General features: G+C 46.4%; 23 protein-coding genes. 22 read left to right on the top strand and 1 reads right to left on the bottom strand.

The annotated features are described in order from the left end of the window. The first annotated feature begins 3 nt into the window (after positions 1 to 3). The 21 genes from ispG (at position 4) to ureG (ending at position 20,762) form a co-directional block, all read left to right on the top strand. Positions 4 to 1,125, top strand: a complete 1,122-nt coding sequence (gene ispG / locus ACED45_RS13740; RefSeq protein ID WP_371714272.1) for a flavodoxin-dependent (E)-4-hydroxy-3-methylbut-2-enyl-diphosphate synthase — start codon at positions 4 to 6, stop codon at positions 1,123 to 1,125. A 70-nt stretch (positions 1,126 to 1,195) separates the two neighbouring features. Next, on the top strand, positions 1,196 to 2,464 hold the full coding sequence (gene hisS, locus ACED45_RS13735; protein WP_017062514.1) for a histidine--tRNA ligase: 1,269 nt from the start codon (positions 1,196 to 1,198) through the stop codon (positions 2,462 to 2,464). Between the two features lie 79 nt (positions 2,465 to 2,543). Beyond that, positions 2,544 to 3,158: a YfgM family protein gene (locus ACED45_RS13730; RefSeq protein ID WP_371714271.1), complete on the top strand. Its 615-nt coding sequence runs from the start codon at positions 2,544 to 2,546 to the stop codon at positions 3,156 to 3,158. Positions 3,159 to 3,168: 10 nt separating this feature from the next. Next, positions 3,169 to 4,329 carry an outer membrane protein assembly factor BamB gene (gene bamB / locus ACED45_RS13725; RefSeq protein WP_048613470.1) on the top strand — a complete coding sequence of 387 codons (1,161 nt, stop codon included), beginning with the start codon at positions 3,169 to 3,171 and terminating at the stop codon, positions 4,327 to 4,329. 158 nt (positions 4,330 to 4,487) lie between these two features. Beyond that, positions 4,488 to 5,969: a ribosome biogenesis GTPase Der gene (gene der, locus ACED45_RS13720; protein ID WP_017629857.1), complete on the top strand. Its 1,482-nt coding sequence runs from the start codon at positions 4,488 to 4,490 to the stop codon at positions 5,967 to 5,969. A gap of 131 nt (positions 5,970 to 6,100) precedes the next feature. After that, positions 6,101 to 7,003 (top strand): metal-dependent hydrolase, encoded by a 903-nt coding sequence (locus ACED45_RS13715; RefSeq protein WP_108083371.1) that lies wholly within the window; start codon positions 6,101 to 6,103, stop codon positions 7,001 to 7,003. Between the two features lie 289 nt (positions 7,004 to 7,292). Then, positions 7,293 to 8,294, top strand: a complete 1,002-nt coding sequence (locus ACED45_RS13710; protein ID WP_102431876.1) for a sensor domain-containing diguanylate cyclase — start codon at positions 7,293 to 7,295, stop codon at positions 8,292 to 8,294. Positions 8,295 to 8,330: 36 nt separating this feature from the next. After that, positions 8,331 to 8,558: a zinc ribbon domain-containing protein gene (locus tag ACED45_RS13705; RefSeq protein WP_107899061.1), complete on the top strand. Its 228-nt coding sequence runs from the start codon at positions 8,331 to 8,333 to the stop codon at positions 8,556 to 8,558. 294 nt (positions 8,559 to 8,852) lie between these two features. After that, entirely contained in the window at positions 8,853 to 10,139 is a 1,287-nt protein-coding gene (gene urtA, locus ACED45_RS13700) for an urea ABC transporter substrate-binding protein (RefSeq protein ID WP_076650847.1), read from the top strand. Positions 10,140 to 10,297: 158 nt separating this feature from the next. Beyond that, complete coding sequence (gene urtB / locus ACED45_RS13695; protein WP_371714270.1) at positions 10,298 to 11,926, top strand: urea ABC transporter permease subunit UrtB; 1,629 nt, start codon at positions 10,298 to 10,300, stop codon at positions 11,924 to 11,926. A gap of 10 nt (positions 11,927 to 11,936) precedes the next feature. After that, positions 11,937 to 13,109 (top strand): urea ABC transporter permease subunit UrtC, encoded by a 1,173-nt coding sequence (gene urtC / locus ACED45_RS13690; RefSeq protein ID WP_102431880.1) that lies wholly within the window; start codon positions 11,937 to 11,939, stop codon positions 13,107 to 13,109. Then, the gene (gene urtD, locus ACED45_RS13685) at positions 13,106 to 13,948 is read left to right on the top strand and encodes an urea ABC transporter ATP-binding protein UrtD (RefSeq protein WP_371714269.1); all 843 of its coding nucleotides are present in this window, start codon (positions 13,106 to 13,108) and stop codon (positions 13,946 to 13,948) included. Before urtC ends, urtD begins: the two co-directional genes overlap by 4 nt. 1 nt (position 13,949) lies before the next feature. Beyond that, positions 13,950 to 14,645, top strand: a complete 696-nt coding sequence (gene urtE / locus ACED45_RS13680; protein ID WP_371714268.1) for an urea ABC transporter ATP-binding subunit UrtE — start codon at positions 13,950 to 13,952, stop codon at positions 14,643 to 14,645. Continuing rightward, entirely contained in the window at positions 14,642 to 15,589 is a 948-nt protein-coding gene (locus tag ACED45_RS13675; protein WP_102431883.1) for an urease accessory protein UreD, read from the top strand. The genes urtE and ACED45_RS13675 overlap by 4 nt, the downstream gene beginning before the upstream one ends. A 132-nt stretch (positions 15,590 to 15,721) precedes the next feature. After that, entirely contained in the window at positions 15,722 to 16,024 is a 303-nt protein-coding gene (gene ureA / locus ACED45_RS13670; RefSeq protein ID WP_107899057.1) for an urease subunit gamma, read from the top strand. Between the two features lie 11 nt (positions 16,025 to 16,035). Next, entirely contained in the window at positions 16,036 to 16,371 is a 336-nt protein-coding gene (locus ACED45_RS13665) for an urease subunit beta (protein ID WP_004735120.1), read from the top strand. 40 nt (positions 16,372 to 16,411) lie between these two features. Beyond that, on the top strand, positions 16,412 to 18,115 hold the full coding sequence (ureC, locus tag ACED45_RS13660) for an urease subunit alpha (protein WP_102431885.1): 1,704 nt from the start codon (positions 16,412 to 16,414) through the stop codon (positions 18,113 to 18,115). A 116-nt stretch (positions 18,116 to 18,231) separates the two neighbouring features. After that, positions 18,232 to 18,684, top strand: coding sequence for an urease accessory protein UreE (ureE, locus tag ACED45_RS13655; RefSeq protein WP_048669212.1), 453 nt, complete (start codon positions 18,232 to 18,234; stop codon positions 18,682 to 18,684). A gap of 73 nt (positions 18,685 to 18,757) precedes the next feature. Continuing rightward, complete coding sequence (locus ACED45_RS13650; RefSeq protein WP_048663724.1) at positions 18,758 to 19,354, top strand: HupE/UreJ family protein; 597 nt, start codon at positions 18,758 to 18,760, stop codon at positions 19,352 to 19,354. A 42-nt stretch (positions 19,355 to 19,396) separates the two neighbouring features. After that, positions 19,397 to 20,077, top strand: a complete 681-nt coding sequence (locus tag ACED45_RS13645) for an urease accessory protein UreF (RefSeq protein ID WP_108083377.1) — start codon at positions 19,397 to 19,399, stop codon at positions 20,075 to 20,077. 46 nt (positions 20,078 to 20,123) lie between these two features. Then, the gene (gene ureG, locus ACED45_RS13640) at positions 20,124 to 20,762 is read left to right on the top strand and encodes an urease accessory protein UreG (RefSeq protein WP_017062498.1); all 639 of its coding nucleotides are present in this window, start codon (positions 20,124 to 20,126) and stop codon (positions 20,760 to 20,762) included. 92 nt (positions 20,763 to 20,854) lie between these two features. Here the strand turns inward: ureG and xseA are convergent, their stop codons facing one another. After that, positions 20,855 to 22,201 carry an exodeoxyribonuclease VII large subunit gene (xseA, locus tag ACED45_RS13635; RefSeq protein ID WP_102431889.1) on the bottom strand — a complete coding sequence of 449 codons (1,347 nt, stop codon included), beginning with the start codon at positions 22,199 to 22,201 and terminating at the stop codon, positions 20,855 to 20,857. Between the two features lie 269 nt (positions 22,202 to 22,470). Between xseA and guaB the strand changes: the two genes are divergently transcribed. Beyond that, positions 22,471 to 23,934 carry an IMP dehydrogenase gene (guaB, locus tag ACED45_RS13630; protein WP_048669208.1) on the top strand — a complete coding sequence of 488 codons (1,464 nt, stop codon included), beginning with the start codon at positions 22,471 to 22,473 and terminating at the stop codon, positions 23,932 to 23,934. Positions 23,935 to 24,221: the final 287 nt, after the last annotated feature.

Genomic DNA, 24,221 nt, shown 5'->3' with positions numbered 1-24,221 from the left:
AATATGCAACACGAATCTCCTATTATTCGTCGCAAATCAACCCGTATTTATGTGGGTGATGTGCCGATCGGTGATGGTGCACCAATTGCTGTGCAATCCATGACCAACACAAGAACAACAGATGTAGCCGCGACCGTTGCTCAAATTCGAGCTTTGGAAAAAGTTGGCGCTGATATCGTTCGCGTATCTGTACCGACTATGGATGCCGCTGAAGCCTTTAAGCTAATCAAACAGCAGGTCTCTGTTCCTTTGGTTGCTGATATTCACTTCGACTACCGTATCGCCCTTAAAGTGGCAGAATACGGCGTTGACTGTCTGCGTATCAACCCAGGCAACATCGGTAACGAAAGCCGTATCCGCTCAGTTGTTGATTGCGCACGTGATATGAATATTCCGATTCGTATTGGTGTTAACGGTGGTTCTCTTGAGAAAGAGATCCAAGAGAAGTACACAGAGCCTACAGCAGAAGCGCTTGTTGAATCAGCAATGCGTCACGTAGATATCCTAGACCGTCTGAACTTTGATCAATTCAAAGTCAGCGTTAAGGCCTCTGATGTATTCCTTGCAGTCGGTTCTTACCGTTTGCTGGCTAAGCAGATTGATCAGCCTCTTCATCTTGGCATTACCGAAGCGGGTGGTGCGCGTGCTGGCTCTGTGAAGTCAGCGGTAGGTTTAGGTATGCTTCTTTCTGAAGGTATCGGCGATACGCTGCGTATCTCGCTAGCGGCTGATCCTGTTGAAGAGATCAAAGTTGGCTTTGATATTCTTAAATCTTTGCGCATTCGTTCTCGTGGCATCAACTTCATTGCGTGCCCGAGCTGTTCTCGTCAAGAGTTCGATGTTATTAACACCGTTAATGCCCTTGAAGAACGCCTAGAAGACGTGATTACTCCAATGGACGTGTCGATCATAGGTTGTGTGGTTAATGGCCCAGGTGAAGCTGAAGTGTCTCATTTAGGTCTTGCAGGTAGTGCACGCAAGAGTGCTTTCTACGAAGACGGTAAGCGTCAGAAAGAGCGATTCGACAACGATGACCTTGTCGACAAACTTGAAGCTAAGATTCGTGCAAAAGCATCAGTGCTTGATCCAGCAAATCGCATTGATGTAGAAAACTTAGAAGATTAATACAACGCGATGGGGTGTGATTGTCTATTCGCACTAACACCTGGTCGTGAGAAATTACGGAATAAATACTGTGGCTAAAAATATCCAAGCAATTCGAGGCATGAACGACTGCCTTCCAACTCAATCACCACTGTGGCAGAAAGTAGAAAGCGCAGTTAAAAACGTGGTGAGCGCATACGGTTACAACGAAGTACGTATGCCTATCGTTGAAGAAACAAACCTATTTAGCCGTGCAGTTGGTGAAGAAACTGACGTTGTTTCTAAAGAGATGTACACCTTTGATGACCGTAATGGCGACAGCCTAACGCTGCGTCCAGAAGGCACAGCTGGTTGTGTACGTTCATGTATTCAAAACAGCCTTATCAACCGTGATGAACAGCGCCTATGGTACATGGGCCCGATGTTCCGTCACGAGCGTCCTCAAAAAGGTCGTTACCGTCAATTCCACCAATGTGGTGTTGAGGTGTTTGGCCTAGACGGTCCAGACGTTGACGCAGAACTTATCATGATGACAGCACGTCTATGGCGTGAGCTAGGTATCGATAAGCACGTTCGCCTAGAGCTAAACTCAATCGGTTCTCAAGAAGATCGCGTAAGCTACCGCACTGCGTTAGTGGCTTTCCTTGAGCAACACATTGATGTGCTAGATGAAGACTGTAAACGTCGCATGCACACTAATCCTCTACGTGTACTTGATACTAAGAACCCTGATGTTCAAGCTATCTTAGGTGACGCACCTCGACTATCTGAATATCTAGGTGAAGAATCGAAGCAACATTTTGCTGGTTTATGTGAACTTCTTGACGCTGTTGGTATCGAATACCAAGTTAATGAGCGTCTAGTTCGTGGCCTAGATTACTACAACCGCACCGTATTTGAGTGGATCACTGATAGTCTTGGTGCTCAAGGTACAGTATGTGGCGGCGGCCGTTACGATGGTCTTGTTGAGCAACTAGGCGGCAAAGCAACCAATGCAGTTGGCTTCGCAATGGGTCTAGAGCGTCTGGTTCTGATGATGGAAACGCTAGAGCTTACAGAAGTTCGCCGTAGCGTTGATGTATACGTAGTTGCTGCTGGCGAAGGTACTATGATCGCGGGTATGCAGTTAGCGAATCAATTACGCGACACCGTTGAAGGCGTACGTGTAATGAACCACTTCGGTGGTGGTAACTTCAAGAAGCAATTCAAACGTGCTGACAAAGTAGGTGCTGTTGTGGCGTTGGTACTTGGTGAGAACGAAGTTGCTGACAATACAGTTGTGCTAAAAGATCTGGTTGGCGGCGAGCAAGAAACCGTGTCTCAAACGGAAGTTGCAGAGAAAGTTGCTGCGCTAATCTAATTAGCCATTGAGCAAACGCTCATAATGAATACTAACGTCAGCACTATGCTGGCGTTTAAAGAATTAAAGAGGACAGGAAGTGGAACTTTACGATAGCGAAGAGCAACAAGTTGAAGCCATTAAAGATTGGTGGAAAGAGAACGGTAAAGCCGTAATCTTTGGTGCGGTTATTGGTTTAGGTGGTCTATTTGGCTGGCGCTATTACCAAGATTCAGTCGTTGAAGCGCGTGAAGCTGCTTCAGAAAGCTACACCTCTGTAATTTCAGCTCTTGATGCTAAGGGCGTTGATGCTCAATCTGATATTCAAGCTTTCATCGACGCAAACAAAGACGCTGAGTACTCAGTACTTGCAGCTATGCAATTAGCAAAAGTACAAGTGCAAGCGGGTGAGCTAGCAGCAGCACTTGAACAGCTAGAGTGGGCAAAATCGGCAACTAAGGATGCGGCACTTGCGCCACTACTTACTTACCGTGTTGCACGCATTAAAGCTGAGCAAGGTGAATTTGACGCAGCATTGACTGATCTTGCTGCTATGACTGATGAATCTTGGAAAGGCCGTGTTGCTGAACTGCGTGGTGATATCTCACTTCGTAAAGGCGACACTGACGCAGCATACAGTGCTTACACAGAAGCACAGCAAGCTGTTGATGCTAGCCAAACGCTTCAAATCAAACTTGACGACCTAGCTAAATAAGGCGCTTTGAATGAAGAAGATGTTTCCAAAAGCGGCGTTGTGTGCGATTGCTCTTGGCCTACTAGCTGGCTGTGCGGGTGAAGAAGACACCGTAATCATGGCTCCAGTACCAACGGTAAACAGCGAGTTCACTCCTAGTCAGGAATGGTCTACGTCGGTTGGTGATGGTGTTGGTCACTACTTTTCAAAACTAACGCCAGAATTGGCTTACGACAAAGTGTTTGTTGCAAGCCGTGAAGGTATGGTTAAAGCGCTTGATCCTGATACAGGTAAAGAGCTGTGGAAAGTCGATCTTGAGAAAGACGTACTGGCTCGTTTATCGGGTGGCTTAACGGCGGCTTACGGTAAAGTATTTGTTGGTTCTGAAAATGGCGAAGTGATCGCACTGGAAGAATCGACCGGTGAAGAGCTGTGGCGTGTATCAGTGAATGGCGAGGTGCTTGCATCCCCAGCAACTGATAGCAACATGGTCATTGTTCATACCAGTCGCGGTATGTTGATCGCGCTAGATCAAGCAAGTGGCGAACAAAAGTGGACCATCAGTACTGAAGTGCCAAGCCTAACACTCCGTGGCGATAGCTCACCGGTTGCGGTTTCTGGTGGTGTATTCTGGGGTACAGCAAATGGTCGTCTAGCTGCGGCTATCGTTGACCGTGGTCAGCTTATTTGGCAACAGCCAGTAGGTACGCCAAAAGGCGCAACGGAAATCGATCGCTTGGTTGATGTTGATGCATCTCCAATTGTTCTCGGTGGCACCCTGTATACCGTAGGTATCAATGGTCAGCTGATTGCAATTGACCTTCGTTCTGGTAAGCCAATTTGGAAGCGTAACTACTCGTCAGCGATTGATTTAGCAAGTGATGGCAGCCGTTTGTTCGTTGTTACCGACAAAGACCATGTGGTTGCGGTTGATGCTCGTAGTGGTACTGAACTGTGGAGCACTCCATTGTTAGAAAACCGCTTACTGACAGCACCTGCTATTATTAATGGTTATGTAGTCGTGGGTGACACAGAAGGTTACCTGCACTGGTTAGATCGTTCATCGGGTGAGTTTGTTGCTCAACAGCTTGTCGATGATAGCGGCTTTGCGGTTGCACCAATTGAACTGCCTGAAGGCTACTTAGTGACGACTCGCAATGGCGATGTAAAGAAACTAACGATTAGCCAATAAAAGCGTGATATAATTCACAGTCGGCTCCTGGTTGGTAACAGCCAGGAGCCGTTTTGTTGTTAAAAATTAATAAACCGTGTGGTTATAGGTAAGAGTTTAAACTTGCGAACAAGTGCTTACCTATAACTACATTTAGAGAAGAAATTGTAGAGGTTGTTATGGTACCTGTTGTTGCTCTAGTAGGGCGTCCGAACGTAGGTAAATCTACGTTATTTAACCGATTGACTCGAACTCGTGATGCATTGGTTGCGGATTTCCCTGGCTTAACGCGTGACCGTAAATACGGCCATGCTCATTTTAGCGAGCATGACTTTATTGTTATTGACACTGGCGGTATCGACGGTACCGAAGAAGGTGTTGAAACTAAAATGGCTGAACAGTCGCTAGCAGCGATTGATGAAGCTGATGTTGTTCTATTTATGGTAGATGGCCGTGCTGGTCTAACACCATCTGATGTAGCGATTGCTAAGCACCTACGTCAACTAGAAAAGCCTTCAATGCTAGTAGTAAACAAGGTTGATGGTATCGACCCTGATGCTGCAAGTGCTGACTTCTGGCAACTAGGTGTAGAAGACATGTACCAAATCGCTGCGGCGCACGGTCGTGGCGTTACTGCACTGATTGACCTTGCTCTTAACCCATTCGCAGAAGCGCTAAAAGCGGAAAATGGCGAAGTAAGCGATCTAACTGAGTTTGAAGACGAAGAAGAAGAGCAGGTTGAATTTACAGAAGAAGAAGCTGAAGAAGAATTCAAGCGTCTTCAAGATCAACCAATCAAGCTAGCGATCATTGGCCGTCCTAACGTAGGTAAATCAACACTAACTAACCGTATTCTTGGTGAAGAACGTGTGGTTGTTTACGATATGCCAGGCACAACTCGTGACTCTATCTATATCCCAATGCAACGTGATGAGCGTGAATACGTTCTAATCGATACTGCGGGTGTTCGTCGTCGTAAAAACATCAACGAAACGGTAGAGAAGTTCTCAGTAGTTAAAACACTGAAAGCGATTGAAGATGCCAACGTTGTATTGCTGCTTATCGATGCTCGCGAAAACATCTCTGATCAAGATCTAAGCTTGTTAGGCTTTGCGTTGAACGCGGGTCGTTCAATTGTTATTGCTGTAAACAAGTGGGATGGCCTAGATAACGACGTGAAAGAACGCGTTAAGAAAGAGCTAGACCGTCGCTTAGGTTTCGTTGATTTCGCACGTATTCACTTTATCTCTGCACTTCACGGTACTGGTGTTGGTCACTTGTTTGAGTCTGTACAAGAAGCTTACAAGTCAGCGACGACTCGTGTTGGTACTTCTGTGCTAACTCGTATCATGAAGATGGCGACTGATGATCACCAACCGCCTATGGTTCGTGGCCGTCGTGTGAAACTGAAATACGCGCACGCTGGTGGCTACAACCCACCGATTATCGTTATCCACGGTAACCAAGTTCGTAATTTGCCAGATTCATACAAACGATTCTTGATGAACTACTACCGTCGTTCACTAGAAATTATGGGTACACCTATTCGCATTCAGTTCCAGAACAGCGAGAACCCATTTGAAGCTAAGACAAACAAGCTGACAATTTCTCAAGAACGCAAACGTAAACGTATGATGAGCATGGTTAAAGGTCGTAAGTAAACCTTTCCAATAGATTTGATACCCGAGCCTGTCTCGGGTATTTTTTTAAGCAAAATTCACGTTAAGCCATAAAAATATATTTTTATCATCATGGCTTAACGAATCAGACTAGATTCCCAAAGAAGAACGATATGACTACTAGCGATTTGATTACACCTGCGTCAGCAATCACACCAACCATCACTAAATTTTGTCATCAGGCCTGGCAGTTCAATGCTAAAGCGCTGTACGTTGAAAGTGATGACAGTAAAACTTACTTGATCACCGACGTAACACCTTTCCACCCTGTTAGCCATATTTGGCCTGATCATCCGGCAGACCAAGGCTTTGTGACTGTTGGTGACGTTCAATATCCAGTGGAGGAGTGCCTTGTTGGTGCAATAGAACAATCTACTGACAAGCTTCATATCGCAGCAGATATTCCTGTTAAGCGTGATACGGAAGGGTGGGCGTTTGTGGTTGTCCACCAGCTACCCGCATCTGCTTCTATGATTAAGGTTAGCGACGAAGTCGTGTTGTCGGTTGATAAAGAATATCAAGCCAGTTTGAGCCGTGGTCACAGTGCTGGCCACATCGCTTTTCTAGCCCTGAATAAAGTATTGGCTGAAAGCTACTGGCGTAAAGATGCGGACAGAAAAGATCCGCTTGGCAGCTACGATTTCAATAGCTATGCACAGGTGACGAGCTTTGTGACTCCAGAGCTGTGTACCGATAAGTATCGTTTAGGCAAAACCCTGAAGAAGCGCGGTTTGAACGTTGCAGACATGCTAGCAAACCTAGATGGCATTGAAGCTGACATCAACCAGATGATTGCGGGCTGGCTTGCAGAGCCGACACCAGTTGCGATGCGACTGGAAGGCGAGACATTAACAGACTCTCGCTATTGGGAATGGCAGTTGGATAGCGATACTTTGGTGTCTATTCCGTGTGGTGGTACTCACATCGAGAACACCTCAGAACTTAAGACATTATCCGTTAAGTTAACCCAGCTAGATGACCAGCATATTGAAATGCTGACGCATGTAATTCGATGATTTAGACTACAGATCGAAATGGGTTGTGCTGTATATTCTGTTTTAAAATGTCACTTTTGATATAAATGACCATTTAAAATTGAAATGCAGCACATGTAACTTATGCTTTCGGTGTGTGGTGATATAAATATTCTTTTTGGGGTAGATCGCTGATCAAAATAGATAAAGCGAAAGATCAACCTATGATCTTCGGTTGTGTGTGGTACTAACTTAGTGTGTTATTATTAACCAATAACAAGCTTGCATAAGAACAAGCTGTACCCAATTACACAATTGAAAGCTTTAGCGAATGGAACAACAATTTTTATTAGAAGGCCACCGAGCAGTCAATAGTTTGCTTCGGAAGCTTGCCCTTGGGATGGATCGCAAGGACTTAAACCATAAGATCATTCAGCTTACTGAGCTGCTTTTTGGTCAGCGTATGGCTTCAATCTTACTGCTCAACTCCGAATCAAAGACTCTACATCTTGAATATGCCCCCAACCTGCCTGATTTCTACAATCAACAGATAGAAGGGGTGGGAATTGGTGCCGGGATTGGTTCCTGTGGTGAGGCAGCTGCGCTTAAGAAAGCAGTGATGGTCTCCAATATAAATGCACACCCAAACTGGGCGCCTTTCTTAGCCTTAACCAGCCAAGCCAATCTGCATGCCTGTTGGTCGGTACCCATTATATCGTCGCGCGGTAATGTTTTGGGTACCTTTGCTATTTATAGTCAGTACATCTCTGAACCACATGAATTTGAGCTCGAGATCTTAGAGCTATTAGCGTCTCTGTATTCGGTCGCACTAGAGAAGTTTGAGCTGGAGAATCAGCTTAACTTTTTCGCCAATCGTGATTCTCTAACTCACTGTTTGAATCGTCGGGCATTGTTCAATGAAGCCGAAAAAGTGTTAACTAAGCGCTGTTTTGCACAAAAGGTGATGGCGTGTCTGTTTGTTGATGTCGATAAGTTCAAATCGATAAATGATACCTATGGCCACAGTTTCGGTGACGATGTGTTGTTGGCGGTTGCTGAGGTTCTTGATGAGGCAACTACAGCCTGTGCCAAGATAGGACGTTATGGTGGTGATGAGTTTGTGGTGTTCTCTTGTTTTGATGATCAAGAAAGCGTTGTTAGCTTCTATCACAGCTTAGAGAAAGCACTGCAACAAGCGCTTTATATCAATGATGTGCAGTTTTCAGTGAGTGTCGGGCTTTCTTGTGAGAAAGAGCCTCAAGGATTAGACCAGTTGATTGCACAAGCTGATAAGAACATGTACCAAATCAAGCAAGCTAAATCCCAGCAGTAGTAGATTGTAAACAGAGTAGTGAATTAGGAAATGCAAATGAGTGAAAATATCTGCCCTAAGTGTCAGTCTGAGCTTGGTTGGGATGGTAAATATCATTGTGAAACTTGTCAGGCTCACTTTACTAAAGTTGGGTTTTGCCCTGAATGCAGCTGCCAACTTGAGAAGCTTCAAGCCTGTGGTGCCGCGAGCTATTTTTGCAATGGCGATTGCAACGAGCTTAAGTCTAAATCGAGAGTAAAATTCGAATTCCAACCAGCGGAATAGCCTTAAACTGCATGGTTTGAACGACTATCGGTGATGTTATACCAGAGACTCAATACTAAAGTGTTGGGTCTTTTTTGTATCTGAAGAACAGGAATGTGTCATCTTGGTTCATTCTTATCGCCGCTGCACCAGTATGAAACATAGTTACATGATTACTATGCACTCTACTGGTGTGAGTTAATTTTAAATTCTATTAATACAATAACTTATAAATAAACTTGTTGATTTATAAGTTTGGCACTCTTCTTGTAACTCTGTAATTGAATAACAAAAATACAATTATGGAGTACTATCATGAACAAGGTGTTCAATTTATCGCTAGCTGCACTGTGTACAACACTTTCATTTTCTTCTGCTACCGTGCTTGCGGCTGATGAGACCATCAAGGTCGGCGTTCTACATTCACTGTCTGGTACCATGGCGATCAGTGAAACAACGCTAAAAGATACCGTGCTAATGCTTATCGAAGAGCAGAACAAAAAGGGCGGTTTACTTGGCAAGAAGCTAGAGCCTGTTGTGGTTGACCCTGCGTCAAACTGGCCGCTATTTGCTGAGAAAGCGCGTGAGCTTATCGAAAAAGAGAAGGTCGATGTGGTGTTCGGTGGTTGGACATCGGTATCACGTAAATCGATGCTGCCTGTCTTTGAAGAACTCAACAGCATCCTTTTCTACCCAGTACAGTATGAAGGTGAAGAGTCCTCTAAAAACGTTTTCTACACCGGTGCCGCGCCAAACCAACAAGCGATCCCAGCAGTGGATTACTTGATGGAAGAGCTTGAAGTTGAGCGTTGGGTACTTGCAGGTACCGATTACGTTTACCCACGTACTACCAATAAGATCTTAGAAGCTTACCTAAAAGATAAAGGTGTCGCAGAAGAAGACATCATGATCAACTACACGCCATTTGGTCACTCTGATTGGCAATCTATCGTTTCAGACATCAAAAAGTTCGGCGAAGCCGGTAAGAAAACCGCTGTGGTTTCTACTGTGAACGGCGATGCTAACGTACCTTTCTATAAAGAGCTTGGCGCACAAGGCATTTCATCTGAAGACATCCCAGTTATTGCATTCTCTGTTGGTGAAGAAGAACTTTCAGGTATGGACACAGAACCACTAGTAGGCCATCTAGCCGCATGGAACTACTTCATGAGTGTTGATACCGAAGCCAATGAAGAGTTCGTTGAAACGTGGCAGTCGTTCATAAAGAGTGAAAAGCGTGTCACCAATGACCCAATGGAAGCGCACTATGTGGGCTTCAACATGTGGGCGCAAGCGGTAACCAACGCGGGTACAACCGATCCGGAATCTGTACAAGATGCTTTGATTGGTGTGTCTGTACCTAACCTTTCTGGCGGCTACTCAACCATGCTGCCAAACCACCACATTACTAAGCCAGTCCTGATCGGTGAGATCCAAGACGATGGTCAATTCGATATCGTTTGGGAAACCACTGGCCTAGTGGCGGGTGATGCTTGGTCGAGCTACCTACCTGAATCAGCGAAGCTGTTCTCTAGTTGGTCGAAACCATTCTCATGTGGTGCGTTTAACGTCGAAACCAAGAAGTGTTCTGGCGGTAACTAGATCGATTCGTCAGAAACATTGAGCCTTTCGGATTAGGGAAGAACGCTTTATTTAGGAGCGTAACTAACGAAAGGATCACGTTTCAAGTAATCATTATTCTCCACATATCCATCGAGCAAAAATAACAAAATCTAGCTCGATGGATTAAGGAAGCAGGGATGAAAAAACTATTGAACGTATTTAAAGCGCTGCTGCTTATGGCTGTCAGTGCTCAGTTGGCTTTTGCTGGAATAACGGATGAAGCTAGTTTTACCAAGGCGCTAGTTGGTAAGAAAACATCGGATAAAGAATTAGCTATTGATTGGGTTATTGAGACGCAAATGGAAGATGTGTCGAAACCTATTTTGGATGGCTGGTTAAACGGTGATCTCTATTACTTTAATGACAAACAAAGTGAGCAGTACAAACAGCTTTACCTAATTCAAAGTATTAAAACGGCAACCTCGGCTCAGTCTGTGTGGGATGAATCAAGCCTCAGTATCGAGAATGCGAGACAGTTTAAAAAGGTTCGCGTGAACAATAAACTTCGCGGGATCTTGCGCGGCGAAATTGCTTCTATTGGACTGAACAGCAGTAACCCAGACGTACGTTATAAAGCGGTTCTGGATCTGCTCGGTACCAAAGATTCTAACATCATCGATCGTTTAGCTGTGCTGAGAACCAGTGAGTCAGAGGGAAAAGTCGCTGAGTTGATGGACTTGTCGTTAGCCATTTTCACTTCTCTTGATAAGAGTGCCACGGTTGACGATCGTGTGGTTTTGATTGACCGAGTCGGTGACTTCAAACATTCAGTAGTACTCAAAACCTTGAATCAATTGCTCAACAGCGAACAAGACCCAAAAGTCTTGGCGGCAGCAGAGAGAGCGATGGATGATTATCAACAGAGCCAAGCACTTTATTCGGGTGTTGAGACAGTGTTCTTCGGCTTGAGTTTAGGTTCTGTGTTGGTGCTAGCAGGAATAGGTTTGGCGATTACCTTTGGTGTGATGGGCGTGATCAACATGGCTCATGGCGAGCTGATCATGATTGGCGCTTACACCACCTATGTATTGCAACTACTAATGCCGAATCACATCGGTTTAGCGCTAATTCTCTCTATTCCGGCTGCATTTATTGTGTCTGGTCTGGTCGGTATTGCGATTGAGCGCAGCGTGATTCGTCATCTTTACGGTCGCCCATTGGAAACTTTGCTCGCGACCTTCGGTATCAGCTTGATCTTGCAACAAGCCGTTCGCTCTATTTTCTCTCCACTTAACCGCTCAGTGAGCACGCCTGAATGGATGTCTGGCGCACTTCAATTGAACCCAATGTTATCTCTGACCTACAACCGACTTTATATCATCTTATTCTGTGGTTTGGTGTTTTTGGGCTTGTTGATGGTTTTGAAAAAGACACCACTAGGTTTGCAGGTTCGTGCGGTTTCTCAAAAACGTGGCATGGCGCGTGCGATGGGCATTCGTTCTGAACGAGTTGATGCGATGACCTTTGGTTTAGGTTCTGGCGTGGCGGGTGTCGCGGGTGTGGCACTTTCTCAACTGACTAACGTTGGCCCTAATATGGGGCAAGCGTACATCATCGATTCTTTCATGGTGGTGGTGTTCGGCGGAGTAGGCAACTTGTGGGGAACATTAGTCGCAGGCTTAAGCCTTGGTTTGTTCAATAAGATCTTAGATCCTTGGGCTGGCGCAGTGCTCGCCAAGATTCTAGTACTGGTTTTCATCATTCTATTTATTCAAAAACGCCCACGCGGATTGTTCCCGCAACGTGGTCGTGCGGCTGAAGGTTAAGGACAACATCATGCAGTCTAAATCATTTGTACTTTCGGCGATGCGTGGTGATAAAGGTGGTCAACTGACCATCCTTGCCATTCTTGCGGCCGTGATTCTAATCCCACTGGCTAATACCGTGTTACCAAGTGGACACCCGCTTCATGTCGAGACTTTCACTATCTCGCTGATGGGCAAATACCTAAGCTATGCGATGTTGGCGTTGGCGCTCGATCTGGTGTGGGGCTACCTCGGCATACTGAGCTTAGGCCACGGTGCTTTCTTTGCGCTTGGCGGTTATGCGATGGGCATGTACTTAATGCGCCAGATTGGTGATCGTGGGGTTTATGGCGATCCTATTTTGCCTGACTTCATGGTGTTCCTTGATTGGTCAGCGTTGCCGTGGTTCTGGCAGGGTTTTGATCAATTCTGGTTTGCTTGCTTAATGGTGGTGTTGGTGCCGGGCGCATTGGCCTATTTGTTCGGTTATTTGGCTTTCCGATCTCGCGTGTCTGGTGTCTACCTTTCGATCATGACTCAAGCGTTAACTTACGCTTTGATGTTGGCGTTCTTCCGCAACGAGATGGGCTTTGGTGGTAACAATGGACTGACGGATTTTAAAGACATCATTGGCCTGAGTTTACAGAGTGATGCGGTCAAGATTGGTCTGTTTGTCGCGACGGGTATCTCGCTCATCCTTAGCTATATAGCGTGTCGCATGGTCGTGACCAGTCGATTAGGACGTGTGGCCTTAGCGATTCGTGATACTGAATCTCGCACCCGCTTTATGGGTTACGACGTCGATGGCATTAAGCTCTGGGTCTTCGTTTTGTCTGCGGTTATCGCGGGTATTGCTGGCGCGCTCTATGTGCCTCAAGTCGGCATCATCAACCCAGGTGAATTTGCACCGCTTAACTCGATTGAAATTGTGGTTTGGGTTGCCTTAGGCGGCCGCGCCACTCTGTTTGGTGCCATCGTTGGCGCTCTGATCATCAACTACGCCAAGAGCTGGTTTACCGTTGAATTCCCAGAGGTGTGGTTATTCGCTCTCGGTGGACTATTCGTTCTTTCAACCATGTACTTCCCACAAGGTGTGATTGGCTTTGTTAGCGAAAAATGGCAACAGCTACGCAAGGCATCGAATGCAAAAGGCGAAGGACAAGATAAGGATGATCAACATAAAGGCAAGGAGGCGATCGCATGACCACATTTAACAGCGTAAAAGAGTCGGTTCAGGCGTTCACTCGTCGAGACGAAGTGTTTGATTACCTTAAACCCGATATTCATCCTGCCATCGATACCCGTCACAACGTGTTGTTGTACGTGGAAGGCGTTAATAAAAGCTTCGATGGTTTCCAAGCGATAAACGATCTCAATCTTTATATCAAAGAGGGCGAACTGCGCTGCATCATTGGCCCTAATGGCGCAGGTAAAACCACCATGATGGACATCATCACCGGGAAAACTAAGCCAGACACTGGCGAAGTGTGGTTAGGTTCGAACATCAATCTACTCAAGATGAACGAAGCTGAAATTGCCAATGCAGGTGTTGGGCGTAAGTTCCAAAAGCCGACCGTGATTGAATGTTTAACCGTGTGGCAGAACCTTGAATTAGCCATGGCAGGTGATCGCTCGGTGTGGGCGACTTTCACTGCCGGGATGTCTGGCGAGCAGAAAGACAAACTGACCTCTGTGCTTGAGCTGATTCATTTAAAAGACGAAGCGGCTAACTTGGCAGGCAACCTGTCTCACGGGCAAAAGCAGTGGTTAGAGATCGGCATGTTACTGATGCAAAACCCTAGGCTGTTGCTGGTGGATGAACCCGTTGCAGGTATGACTCACCAAGAGATGGACCGCACATCTGAGTTACTTAACTCACTGGCAGGCAAGCACTCAGTGGTCGTGGTTGAACACGATATGGATTTCGTTCGTTCGATTGCTAGCCATGTCACCGTGCTTCATCAAGGTCACGTGTTGGCAGAAGGCACCATGGACCAAGTGCAGGCTCACCCTGAAGTTAAACAAGTTTATCTCGGAGAATAGGATGTTAGAGGTTAAATCAGTTAATCAATATTACGGTGAGAGCCACACTTTGTGGGACTTGGATATGCAGATCCCAGAGGGTAAATGCACGGTGTTAATGGGCCGCAATGGCGTCGGTAAAACTACGTTGCTGCAATGTATCATGGGGCTGATTAAGGTTGAAAGTGGTGACATCTCTTTATCGGGCGAGTCGCTACTAAAAACCGACGCCGAGGATCGTCCTCGCCAAGGGATCGGTTATGTGCCGCAAGGTCGTCAGATATTCCCGATGCTCACTGTTCAAGAAAATCTAGAGGTTGGCTTGCCGATTCGAGAGAAGGGCGATCGTAAGATTCCAGAGTTCATTTTCGATATCTTCCCTGTCTTGAAAGAGATGATGCATCGCCGCGGTGGTGACTTATCCGGTGGTCAGCAGCAGCAACTCGCAATTGGGCGTGCGTTGGTGGTTAATCCAAAGCTATTGATCTTGGATGAACCAACAGAAGGTATTCAGCCCAATATTGTACAAGAGATTGGAGACATCATTCGTATGCTCAACGAGAAGATGGGGCTCACGGTTCTGTTGGTAGAGCAGAAGCTGCCATTTGCGAGAAAGGTCGGTGACCGTTTTTGTATTCTCGACCGTGGGCGTCAGGTGGCTGAAGGTGAAATGAAAGGGCTCAATGAGTCCTTGATTAAGGAGTACCTAACCGTATGAATTCTCTCTTTTCTCCGAATGAAGTAAGGAACGCTTCTTTAGTAGAAGCCTTGTCTCTGAATGAGACCATCGAACAAGATATTCGAGATGGTTGGCAAGCGAGCTTAAACCTCACCTTTGTCGACCGTGGTGACAAAACCGTATTAAAGAATCGTCAGCAGTCTGGTCCGCTTGCGGTGCAACGTCCCTTGTATCCTGATGGGGAAACGTGTCACACCTACTTACTTCATCCCCCCGGCGGAGTGGTAGGTGGTGACACTCTTAATATTGAGGCAACCGTAGAAAGCGGTGCTCATACGTTGATCACCACACCCGGTGCGACCAAGTTCTATCGTTCTAACAATAAGTACGCCAAGCAGAAGCAAACCCTGCGCGTCAAGAAAGGTGCGCGCTTGGAATGGATGCCGCAAGAGAACATCTTTTTCCCCAATGCACACGTGCGCCTAGACACTGAAATTCGTCTAGAAAAGGGTGCACAGTTTTGGGGGTGGGAGATGCACTGTTTTGGACGACCTGCACAGAATGAGGGATTTGAGCGAGGTCACCTTGTTGGGAAAACGGAAATCTATCTTGATAATCAAAGGCTTCTGACTGAAGGTTTTAATTTTCATGGTGGCGATAAGTTGATGATAAATATGGGGTTACTTGATTTTTCAATGATGGGAACCTTTTATATCACCTCAAATGAGAAGCAAGATTTAGAGTTGGTACAGAGCTTGCTCTTATCTATTACACAGCAAGCTTCACAGCAATCAGTTACATCAAAAACGTCGAGTGAACCCACATTAATATTGGGCGCTACTCAGATAGAAGGATTGATTGTGGTGCGAGCCTTGGGGAATTGGAGTGAGGATATCCTCCAAGCCTTTGGTCAGATTTGGCAAGCAACTCGCTCTCATTTATGTGGTACGACTCCTGATTTACCAAGGATTTGGGCGACTTAGCGATTAGCCCTATTTGTACCGGGGGCGCCTTCCGGCCCTCGGTACATTTTTTCAAGCTTGCTGTGATTGAATCCCACTTACTGCTCATGCTTTTTGAGCAATAAGAAAACAACACTAACAGCGGGTGGCTAAATGGAATTAACACCAAGAGAAAAAGACAAGTTACTTATCTTCTGCGCAGGAATGCTGGCACAGCAGCGCAAACAAAAAGGCTTAAAACTCAACTACCCAGAATCTATTGCGCTGATCAGCAGTGCCATTCTTGAAGGTGCCCGTGAGGGTAAAACCGTTTCGGAATTGATGGATTTTGGACGCACACTGCTTACCGTCGATGACGTTATGGAGGGGATCCCTTCCATGATCCCAGATGTACAAGTCGAAGCTACTTTTCTTGATGGCACCAAGTTGGTGACCGTTCATGAACCTATCGTGTAGGGAGAAGTAATATGGCTGGTTCCACCAAACAATATTCAGGCTTCGTACCCGGAAAAGTAGAAACCGCTCCCGGTGACATCACTCTCAATGAAGGTCGAGACACGACGTCCGTAAAGGTTCAAAACATTGGCGATCGTCCTGTTCAAATTGGTTCTCATTACCACTTCTATGAAGCAAACCCTTCGCTGATTTTTGATCGAGAAGCCACTAAAGGTTTTCGACTCAATATCCCAGCAGGCACCGCCACCCGTTTTGAACCGGGTCAGTCGCGCAGCGTCGAGTTAGTGCGTTACGCCGGTAAGTTAGAGATCTACGGCTTCCAAGGGAAAGTGATGGGCAAGCTCTAAGCGCTCTCACGGAAACAATGAAAATAACAAAGGATTGAACATGGCGACGATATCCAGACAGGCTTATGCCGAAATGTTTGGGCCAACAGTCGGAGACCGAGTGCGTCTTGCTGACACCGATTTATGGCTAGAAGTTGAAAAGGATTACACCGTATACGGTGACGAAGTGAAGTTCGGCGGCGGTAAAGTGATTCGTGATGGACAAGGGCAAAGTCAACGTCCAAGTGCCGAAACTCCTGATTTGGTGATCACCAATGCGATTGTTTTGGACTACTGGGGCATCGTAAAAGCCGATGTCGCTATCAAAGACGGCCGAGTTCAAGCGTTGGGTAAAGCGGGTAACCCCGATGTTCAACCGGGCGTCGATATAGTGATTGGTCCGGGCACAGAGATTTTAGCAGGTGAAGGTTCGATCCTCACGGCAGGTGGCATCGACTCACACATCCACTTTATCTGCCCACAGCAGATTGAAGAAGCGTTGGCGTCGGGTGTTACGACCATGATAGGCGGTGGCACGGGGCCAAACACCGGTACTAACGCGACCACATGTACACCGGGACCGTGGAACATGCATCGTATGTTGGAATCACTCGATCAATTCCCAATGAACTTTGGTTTACTCGGGAAAGGCAATGCTAGCCAACCGGAAGCACTGCGTGAGCAAGTGGCAGCGGGTGCTGTGGGTTTGAAGTTGCATGAAGACTGGGGAACAACACCCGCTTCAATTGATACTTGTTTGAGTGTTGCAGACGAGATGGACGTACAAGTTGCGATTCACACCGATACTCTGAACGAATCTGGTTTTGTGGAATCGACACTTGGTGCCATCGGTGATCGCGTGATTCATACCTATCACACTGAAGGTGCGGGTGGTGGTCATGCTCCTGATATTATCCGCGCGGCAGGTGAACCAAATGTTCTGCCTTCTTCGACTAACCCAACGCGACCTTATACGGTCAATACGGTCGATGAGCACTTAGACATGTTGATGGTGTGTCATCACTTGTCACCGTCAATTGCTGAAGATGTCGCGTTCGCTGAATCGCGCATTCGCCGTGAAACCATTGCCGCAGAAGATATTCTTCATGACTTAGGAGCCTTTTCGATGATCGCTTCGGATTCGCAAGCGATGGGGCGCGTAGGTGAGGTAGTAACACGTACTTGGCAAACCGCACACAAGATGAAAGTGCAGCGTGGCAACCTAAAAGAAGATTCTGACTACAGCGATAACTTCCGCCTAAGACGTTATGTCGCTAAGTACACCATTAACCCTGCGATCACGCACGGCATGGCACATGAGATCGGCTCTATCGAAGCAGGAAAGCTCGCGGATCTCGTGCTGTGGAAACCTGCTTTCTTTGGTGTGAAGCCGAGCGTGATTTTGAAAGGCGGTATGATCGCCATGGCGCCGATGGGTGACCCAAATGCTTCAATCCCAACACCTCAGCCAGTTCACTATCGCTCGATGTTTGGTAGCTACGGCAAGGCATGTCAGAACACATCAATGTTGTTTGTCTCTAAAGAAGCCAAGGCACAGAACATCGACAAACAATTGGGTCTGCAGAGCTTGATTGGTGTTGTGAGTAACTGCCGAAACATCAGCAAAGCCGACATGAAGCTCAATGATTGGATGCCAAAAATTGAGGTCGACTCTCAGACTTATCAAGTGCGTGCTGATGGTGAACTGCTGACGTGTGAGCCGGCTGAAGAACTGCCAATGGCTCAAAGATATTTTTTATTTTAATAGCTCGGCTGAAGGCTTTTATTTTAAGTCCTTTAGCTGAAGCTCGTATTTTAGCTCTTGGCTGAGGGCTCCTAATTTGAACGTTATAAATCTCACAAGGAGATTGAGGTAATAGCATGATTGAACTGACTCAACTAAATACTCAAATACAAAATGCACCGGACGGCTATTTAAGTCTGCCGATCGATAGTCGCATTAAAAGCCGTCTTAAGGTGATGCTTGATGACGGGCGCAATGCTGGATTGTTTCTACCACGCGGTCATATTTTGCGTGGTGGAGAACAATTGACTAGTGAGTGTGGCTTAACTGTCGAAGTGAAAGCGGCGCCGGAAACCGTGTCGACCGTTTACTGTGAAGACTCGCATCTGTTAACTCGTGTTGCTTATCACCTTGGTAACCGACATGTTCCGCTGCAAGTGGAAGCGGGCTGGGTTCGTTATCAACACGACCATGTTTTGGATGAAATGGTTGAAGGCTTGGGCGCGACAGTGACGACCGAAAAACAACCGTTTGAACCAGAAGGCGGCGCTTATGGCGGTCGCTCTGGTGGTCATCATCACCATCATTAATCGAGTCATTTGAGACTCATCCATTTATAGATACAACCACGATATCAATAATTATAAACGCAAGGAACTCGCGATGAACTTTAAAACAGCTGCTGGCTTTTGTACTTTCACACTGGCTTCTCTAACAACATCCACGATGGCTTTCGCTCACCCGGGGCACGGTTCGCATTCGGTTCATGAGTCTCACTCATTTATGTCTGGCTTAACTCACCCTGTGACAGGTATGGATCACCTGATTATGCTGATCGCTTTTGGTCTGTTAATTGGCGCACTGTCGTTTTCAACCAAGATAAAAGCCGCTTTGATTGGCGGTGGATTGGCTTCGTTGGTGGTTGGGCTTATCGCAGGCCAAGCCTTAGGTTTCTCTGTAATTGTTGAACCAGCCATTATCGCTTCTCTGTTCGTCGTCAGCCTTTGCCTATGGCACGTATTCTCACCATCAACCAAGCGTGTAAACAGCGTATTAGTCGCTTCTATTGCTATGTTGTTTTTCCATGGTTACGCACACGGCGTTGAAGCTGCGAGCAACCTAACTCAGTTTGCAGCAGGCATGAGCATCACTGCTTTGGCTCTTATGGTTATCGGTACATCGGTTGGACGCGCGGTTTACTCTAAATGGATGTCGGTTGGTGTGGCTTCAGCTAGCGCATTATTACTGTTAGGCGCGTAAGCTCTCGAACTTTTTCGATTCTAGAAGACTGAGGGCGCGATTATGAACACAACAGAAAATGTTGCCATCTATCGTCTGTTTCAATTGATCAGTCCGTCACTGCCGATTGGTGGATTCACATACTCGCAAGGCTTAGAGTTAGCGGTTGAAGCGGGGTGGGTAACCAATCGCGATAGTATGGAACAGTGGCTTAATACTATCGTCAGTTCCAGTGTCGCGACCTTGGAATTACCTATCTTAGAGCGCCTTTATCATGCCCTAGAAAAGGGTGAACTCGATGAAATTGAGCATTGGTGTAACTACTTGTACTCAAGCCGCGAAACCAGTGAATTGCGAGCAGAAGAAAAGCAGCGTGGGCATGCATTGAATACCTTGTTGAAGCGCTTGGATATCGATATTTCGCTGGTGGACTCTGTTGATAGTCACCCAAACCAACTGTTGGGCATGTGTATGGCGGCTCAGCATTGGGGCATTGATTTAGAAAGCCTCAAGCAAGGTTACTTATGGAGCTGGCTTGAAAATATCGTTACCGCAGGAGTCAAATTGGTGCCTTTAGGCCAAACCGACGGGCAGTTGGCACTGATTAATATCACTAACACCTTTCCCGAGGTGATTGAGAAAGCACGCACGATTGAAGATTGGATGATAGGTAGCTTTTCGCCATCAATGGCATTAGCAAGTTCACTGCACGAAACACAATACACACGACTATTTCGTTCATAGCGGTCAGCTTGAACGGTGTAGTAAAAAGAATATAAGGAAGTAGACAATGGAAAGTTATAAGCAACCACTTCGAATTGGTATTGGTGGCCCGGTAGGGTCTGGTAAAACAGCGTTGTTAGAGGTGCTATGTAAGGCGATTCGCGACAAGCTCAACATTGCGGTGGTAACCAACGACATCTACACCCAAGAAGATGCCAAGATACTCACGCGAGCAGAAGCGCTAGAACCGGATCGTATTATCGGTGTGGAAACAGGCGGCTGCCCACATACCGCGATTCGTGAAGATGCCTCGATGAACCTCGCAGCAGTCGAAGAGCTGGCTAAGCTACATAAGAACCTCGATGTGGTATTTGTAGAGAGTGGTGGCGACAACCTCAGTGCGACGTTCAGCCCTGAGTTAGCCGACCTGACTATCTACGTGATTGATGTAGCGGAAGGGGAGAAGATCCCACGTAAAGGTGGCCCGGGTATTACACGCTCTGATCTGTTGGTTATCAATAAAATCGATTTAGCACCGTATGTTGGCGCGTCACTGGAGGTGATGGAACAAGACACACAACGCATGCGTCCAACCAAGCCGTACGTATTCACCAACCTCAAAGAGAGCCAAGGGTTAGACTTCATCATCAACTTTATCGTGACGGAAGGGATGCTAACCATGAAAGAGCCTTCTACTACTGAGTAGGGTTAGAATTATTGATTTTATAAACCGTTAGAGACTAAAAAGCCCTGTCGATTATCGATAGGGCTTTTTGATTTTAAACGTTCGAGTCGAACTTAAAGCTCGCTCTTAGCGACTCTTGTGGTCACTTGCGACTCAATAACACCGTCTTCAACTTGGGTGGTGATCACTTCGCCCACTTCGACATCGTTAATCGATGATACCGTCTTGCTCGATGCTGAATGAGTAATGCTGTAGCCACGCTTTAGGGTAGCTAGTGGACTAACGGTTTCTAACTTCTCTGCAGCCATAGCGAGCTGGTGGCGAGTCGTTAGTAACGTTTTATCCATCGCATCCAATAGCTTTTGCTCTGAACGTTGTAGATGTAGCTTCTGTTCGCCAAGGCGCTTTATTGGCGAGTTCAATTGAAGCTGGTGCTGTTTACGTTCAACACGCTGTGCATGCTGCTTTAGGTATTGAGTCATACCACGACGCAAACGCATATCTAGGTCATCAAGCTGCTGACTCTGCTTTTGCAGTTGGTAGCTAGGATGTTGCTTCTCTAAGCGGTACTTCAATGTTTGAGTTGATTGCGCTTGTTTGATTAACACATGACGAATCGCACTGACTAAGCGAGCACGTTTAGACGCAAAAGCTTGTTCTTTATGGCTGTTATCACGGCTAACCAATTCAGCGGCTGCTGATGGTGTTGGAGCGCGCATATCTGCGACGAAATCGGCGATAGTGACATCAACTTCGTGGCCAACTGCACTGATAATCGGGATTTGGCTTGCAGCGATTGTGCGAGCTACGATCTCGTTATTGAAGCACCATAGGTCTTCTAACGAACCGCCGCCACGACCCACGATCAACACATCACACTCATTGCGCTCATTGGCACGCCCAATCGCCTGAGCAATCTGAATTGCCGCCTCTTCGCCTTGAACCATGGTCGGGTAAACCACAACAGGCAATGAAGGATCGCGTCTTTTCAGGACATCAAGAATATCAAACAGTGCTGCACCGGTTTTAGAGGTGATGACGCCAACGCGTTTTGGATGTTCAGGAAGAGCTTGCTTACTGGACTGAGCAAATAAGCCTTCCGCCGCCAAGTTCATCTTAAGCTTTTCAAACTCTTGCTGAAGTTTACCGTCACCCTCTGGCTGCATGCTTTCGATGATCAGTTGGTAGTCACCGCGTGGCTCATAAAGCGACAGGCGAGCTTTGACTAACACTTGATTACCGTTCTGAGGCTTAAAAGTGACTCGGCGGTTATTGCCACGAAACATGGCGCACTTAACTTGAGCGCGAGAGTCTTTAAGCGTGAGGTACCAGTGACCAGATACAGGTGCAGAGAAGTTTGATATTTCACCAACGAGCCAGACTATTCCCATTTCGTTTTCTAATAGGAGACGAACCTCTGAGTTGAGGCGAGAAACAGTAAAGATGTTTGGATTAGTCATAGAAGCACTATCTTTCCTTGAAGGAAGGTCTTTCTTGGAATCTCACAGGGCGTGAGTATGGAAGATAGCGGCAATATAATACATAGCAAGGGGGTAAATGCAAATTAAAAATACAAAAATGTGTAGCCAAGCGATTTCGTTGGCCGTATAATCCGTCCGCAATATCTAATCCAAATGCAGTTTGATTTTCCTTAATTGGCTGCCCTCATTAGGCGAAACGATGAGATTGGATTGTTTCTTTTTACTCCTATTATTGTGAGATATTGCAAATGCTAAGAATTGCCAAAGAAGCGCTGACATTCGACGACGTACTGCTAGTGCCAGCACACTCCACCGTTCTCCCTAATACAGCTGATCTTCGCACTCAGCTGACGAAGAATATTTCCCTAAACATCCCAATGATCTCTGCATCGATGGATACTGTGACAGAAGCTCGCCTAGCGATTGCACTGGCACAAGAAGGCGGAATAGGCTTCATTCATAAGAACATGTCTATTGAACAGCAAGCTGAAATGGTTCGCCAGGTTAAAATTTACGAAGCAGGTGTGGTTTCTCACCCAGTAACTGTAAACCCTGACGCGACAATCGCTGATGTTGTAGCCCTAACTGAAAAACACGGCTTTGCCGGTTTCCCTGTTGTTACTGAAACAAACGAATTGGTTGGTATTATTACTGGCCGTGACGTTCGCTTTGTTACTGACCTTTCTAAGAAAGTTGATGTAGTAATGACGCCTAAAGCTCGCCTTGCTTCTGTTAAAGAAGGTGCAACTCGTGAAGAAGTTCAAGAGAAAATGCATGAAGCGCGTGTTGAAAAAGTTCTTGTTGTAAATGATGACTTCCAACTAACTGGAATGATCACTGCAAAAGATTTCCACAAAGCAGAACGTAAACCAAACGCTTGTAAAGATGAGCGCGGCAGCCTACGTGTAGGTGCAGCTGTTGGTGCTGGTGCTGGTAACGAAGAGCGCGTTGCTGCTCTAGTTGAAGCTGGCGTAGACGTTCTACTTATCGACTCTTCACACGGTCACTCTGAAGGCGTACTTAACCGTATCCGCGAAACTCGCGCTGCATACCCTGATCTACAAATCATCGGTGGTAACGTAGCAACTGGCGCTGGCGCTCGTGCTCTTATCGAAGCTGGTGTTAGTGCGGTTAAAGTAGGTATCGGCCCTGGTTCAATCTGTACGACTCGTATCGTTACTGGTGTTGGTGTTCCTCAAGTGACAGCAATCGCAGATGCAGCTGAAGTCGCTAACGAATACGGTATTCCAGTAATCGCAGATGGCGGTATCCGCTTCTCTGGCGATATCTGTAAAGCTATCGTTGCTGGCGCATCTTGTGTGATGGTTGGTTCAATGTTCGCTGGTACTGAAGAAGCTCCAGGTGAAGTTATCCTTTACAACGGTCGTTCTTACAAGTCTTACCGTGGTATGGGTTCTCTTGGCGCTATGTCTCAAGGTTCTTCTGACCGTTACTTCCAATCTGACAACGCTGCAGACAAGCTTGTTCCAGAAGGTATTGAAGGTCGTATCGCATACAAAGGTCGTCTAAAAGAGATCGTTCACCAACAGATGGGCGGTCTACGCTCAAGCATGGGCCTTACGGGTTCTGCAACTGTTGAAGACATGCGTACTAAAGCTGAGTTTGTTCGTATCTCTGGTGCGGGCATGAAAGAATCTCACGTACACGATGTTCAAATCACGAAAGAAGCACCTAACTACCGTTTAGGTTAATAATACGTCCAAACGTTTGAATAATGTGCTGATTGAGTCGGCACATTAATATACCAACCGTAGTAAATAACTGGTCATCCTAGCTTGTTAAAAACCTCGATAACTTCGTTAGAATTTTTGATTGTGGAATAACTACTTATCAGAACTCTTTGTTGAATAGACAGCCTTGTTCTCAAGCTTTTTTCCAGCGCTACTACTGAACACTTACTTACTGTGATTGGTATTATATCTACCGCCTGTTTTGCTGAAATTCTGATTTTTTCAAAACACGAGGTTACAGATAACCA

Origin of the sequence: Vibrio crassostreae (assembly GCF_041439375.1) — a bacterium.
In the GTDB taxonomy this organism is placed as follows: Bacteria; Pseudomonadota; Gammaproteobacteria; order Enterobacterales; family Vibrionaceae; genus Vibrio; species Vibrio crassostreae_D.
This window is presented reverse-complemented; position numbering and strand designations above follow the sequence as displayed.

Bases quoted from the DNA above. Each gene is read 5' to 3' on its own strand.
- ureA (WP_107899057.1), top strand. From the start codon at position 15,722: ATGGAATTAACACCAAGAGAAAAAGACAAGTTACTTATCTTCTGCGCA.
- urtC (WP_102431880.1), top strand. From the start codon at position 11,937: ATGCAGTCTAAATCATTTGTACTTTCGGCGATGCGTGGTGATAAAGGT.
- ureE (WP_048669212.1), top strand. From the start codon at position 18,232: ATGATTGAACTGACTCAACTAAATACTCAAATACAAAATGCACCGGAC.
- ACED45_RS13715 (WP_108083371.1), top strand. From the start codon at position 6,101: ATGACTACTAGCGATTTGATTACACCTGCGTCAGCAATCACACCAACC.
- bamB (WP_048613470.1), top strand. From the start codon at position 3,169: ATGAAGAAGATGTTTCCAAAAGCGGCGTTGTGTGCGATTGCTCTTGGC.
- ACED45_RS13665 (WP_004735120.1), top strand. From the start codon at position 16,036: ATGGCTGGTTCCACCAAACAATATTCAGGCTTCGTACCCGGAAAAGTA.
- ACED45_RS13710 (WP_102431876.1), top strand. From the start codon at position 7,293: ATGGAACAACAATTTTTATTAGAAGGCCACCGAGCAGTCAATAGTTTG.
- guaB (WP_048669208.1), top strand. From the start codon at position 22,471: ATGCTAAGAATTGCCAAAGAAGCGCTGACATTCGACGACGTACTGCTA.
- ACED45_RS13650 (WP_048663724.1), top strand. From the start codon at position 18,758: ATGAACTTTAAAACAGCTGCTGGCTTTTGTACTTTCACACTGGCTTCT.
- ureG (WP_017062498.1), top strand. From the start codon at position 20,124: ATGGAAAGTTATAAGCAACCACTTCGAATTGGTATTGGTGGCCCGGTA.
- urtD (WP_371714269.1), top strand. From the start codon at position 13,106: ATGACCACATTTAACAGCGTAAAAGAGTCGGTTCAGGCGTTCACTCGT.
- xseA (WP_102431889.1), bottom strand. From the start codon at position 22,201: ATGACTAATCCAAACATCTTTACTGTTTCTCGCCTCAACTCAGAGGTT.
- ACED45_RS13645 (WP_108083377.1), top strand. From the start codon at position 19,397: ATGAACACAACAGAAAATGTTGCCATCTATCGTCTGTTTCAATTGATC.
- ACED45_RS13705 (WP_107899061.1), top strand. From the start codon at position 8,331: ATGAGTGAAAATATCTGCCCTAAGTGTCAGTCTGAGCTTGGTTGGGAT.
- urtE (WP_371714268.1), top strand. From the start codon at position 13,950: ATGTTAGAGGTTAAATCAGTTAATCAATATTACGGTGAGAGCCACACT.
- ispG (WP_371714272.1), top strand. From the start codon at position 4: ATGCAACACGAATCTCCTATTATTCGTCGCAAATCAACCCGTATTTAT.
- ureC (WP_102431885.1), top strand. From the start codon at position 16,412: ATGGCGACGATATCCAGACAGGCTTATGCCGAAATGTTTGGGCCAACA.
- urtA (WP_076650847.1), top strand. From the start codon at position 8,853: ATGAACAAGGTGTTCAATTTATCGCTAGCTGCACTGTGTACAACACTT.
- der (WP_017629857.1), top strand. From the start codon at position 4,488: ATGGTACCTGTTGTTGCTCTAGTAGGGCGTCCGAACGTAGGTAAATCT.
- ACED45_RS13675 (WP_102431883.1), top strand. From the start codon at position 14,642: ATGAATTCTCTCTTTTCTCCGAATGAAGTAAGGAACGCTTCTTTAGTA.
- urtB (WP_371714270.1), top strand. From the start codon at position 10,298: ATGAAAAAACTATTGAACGTATTTAAAGCGCTGCTGCTTATGGCTGTC.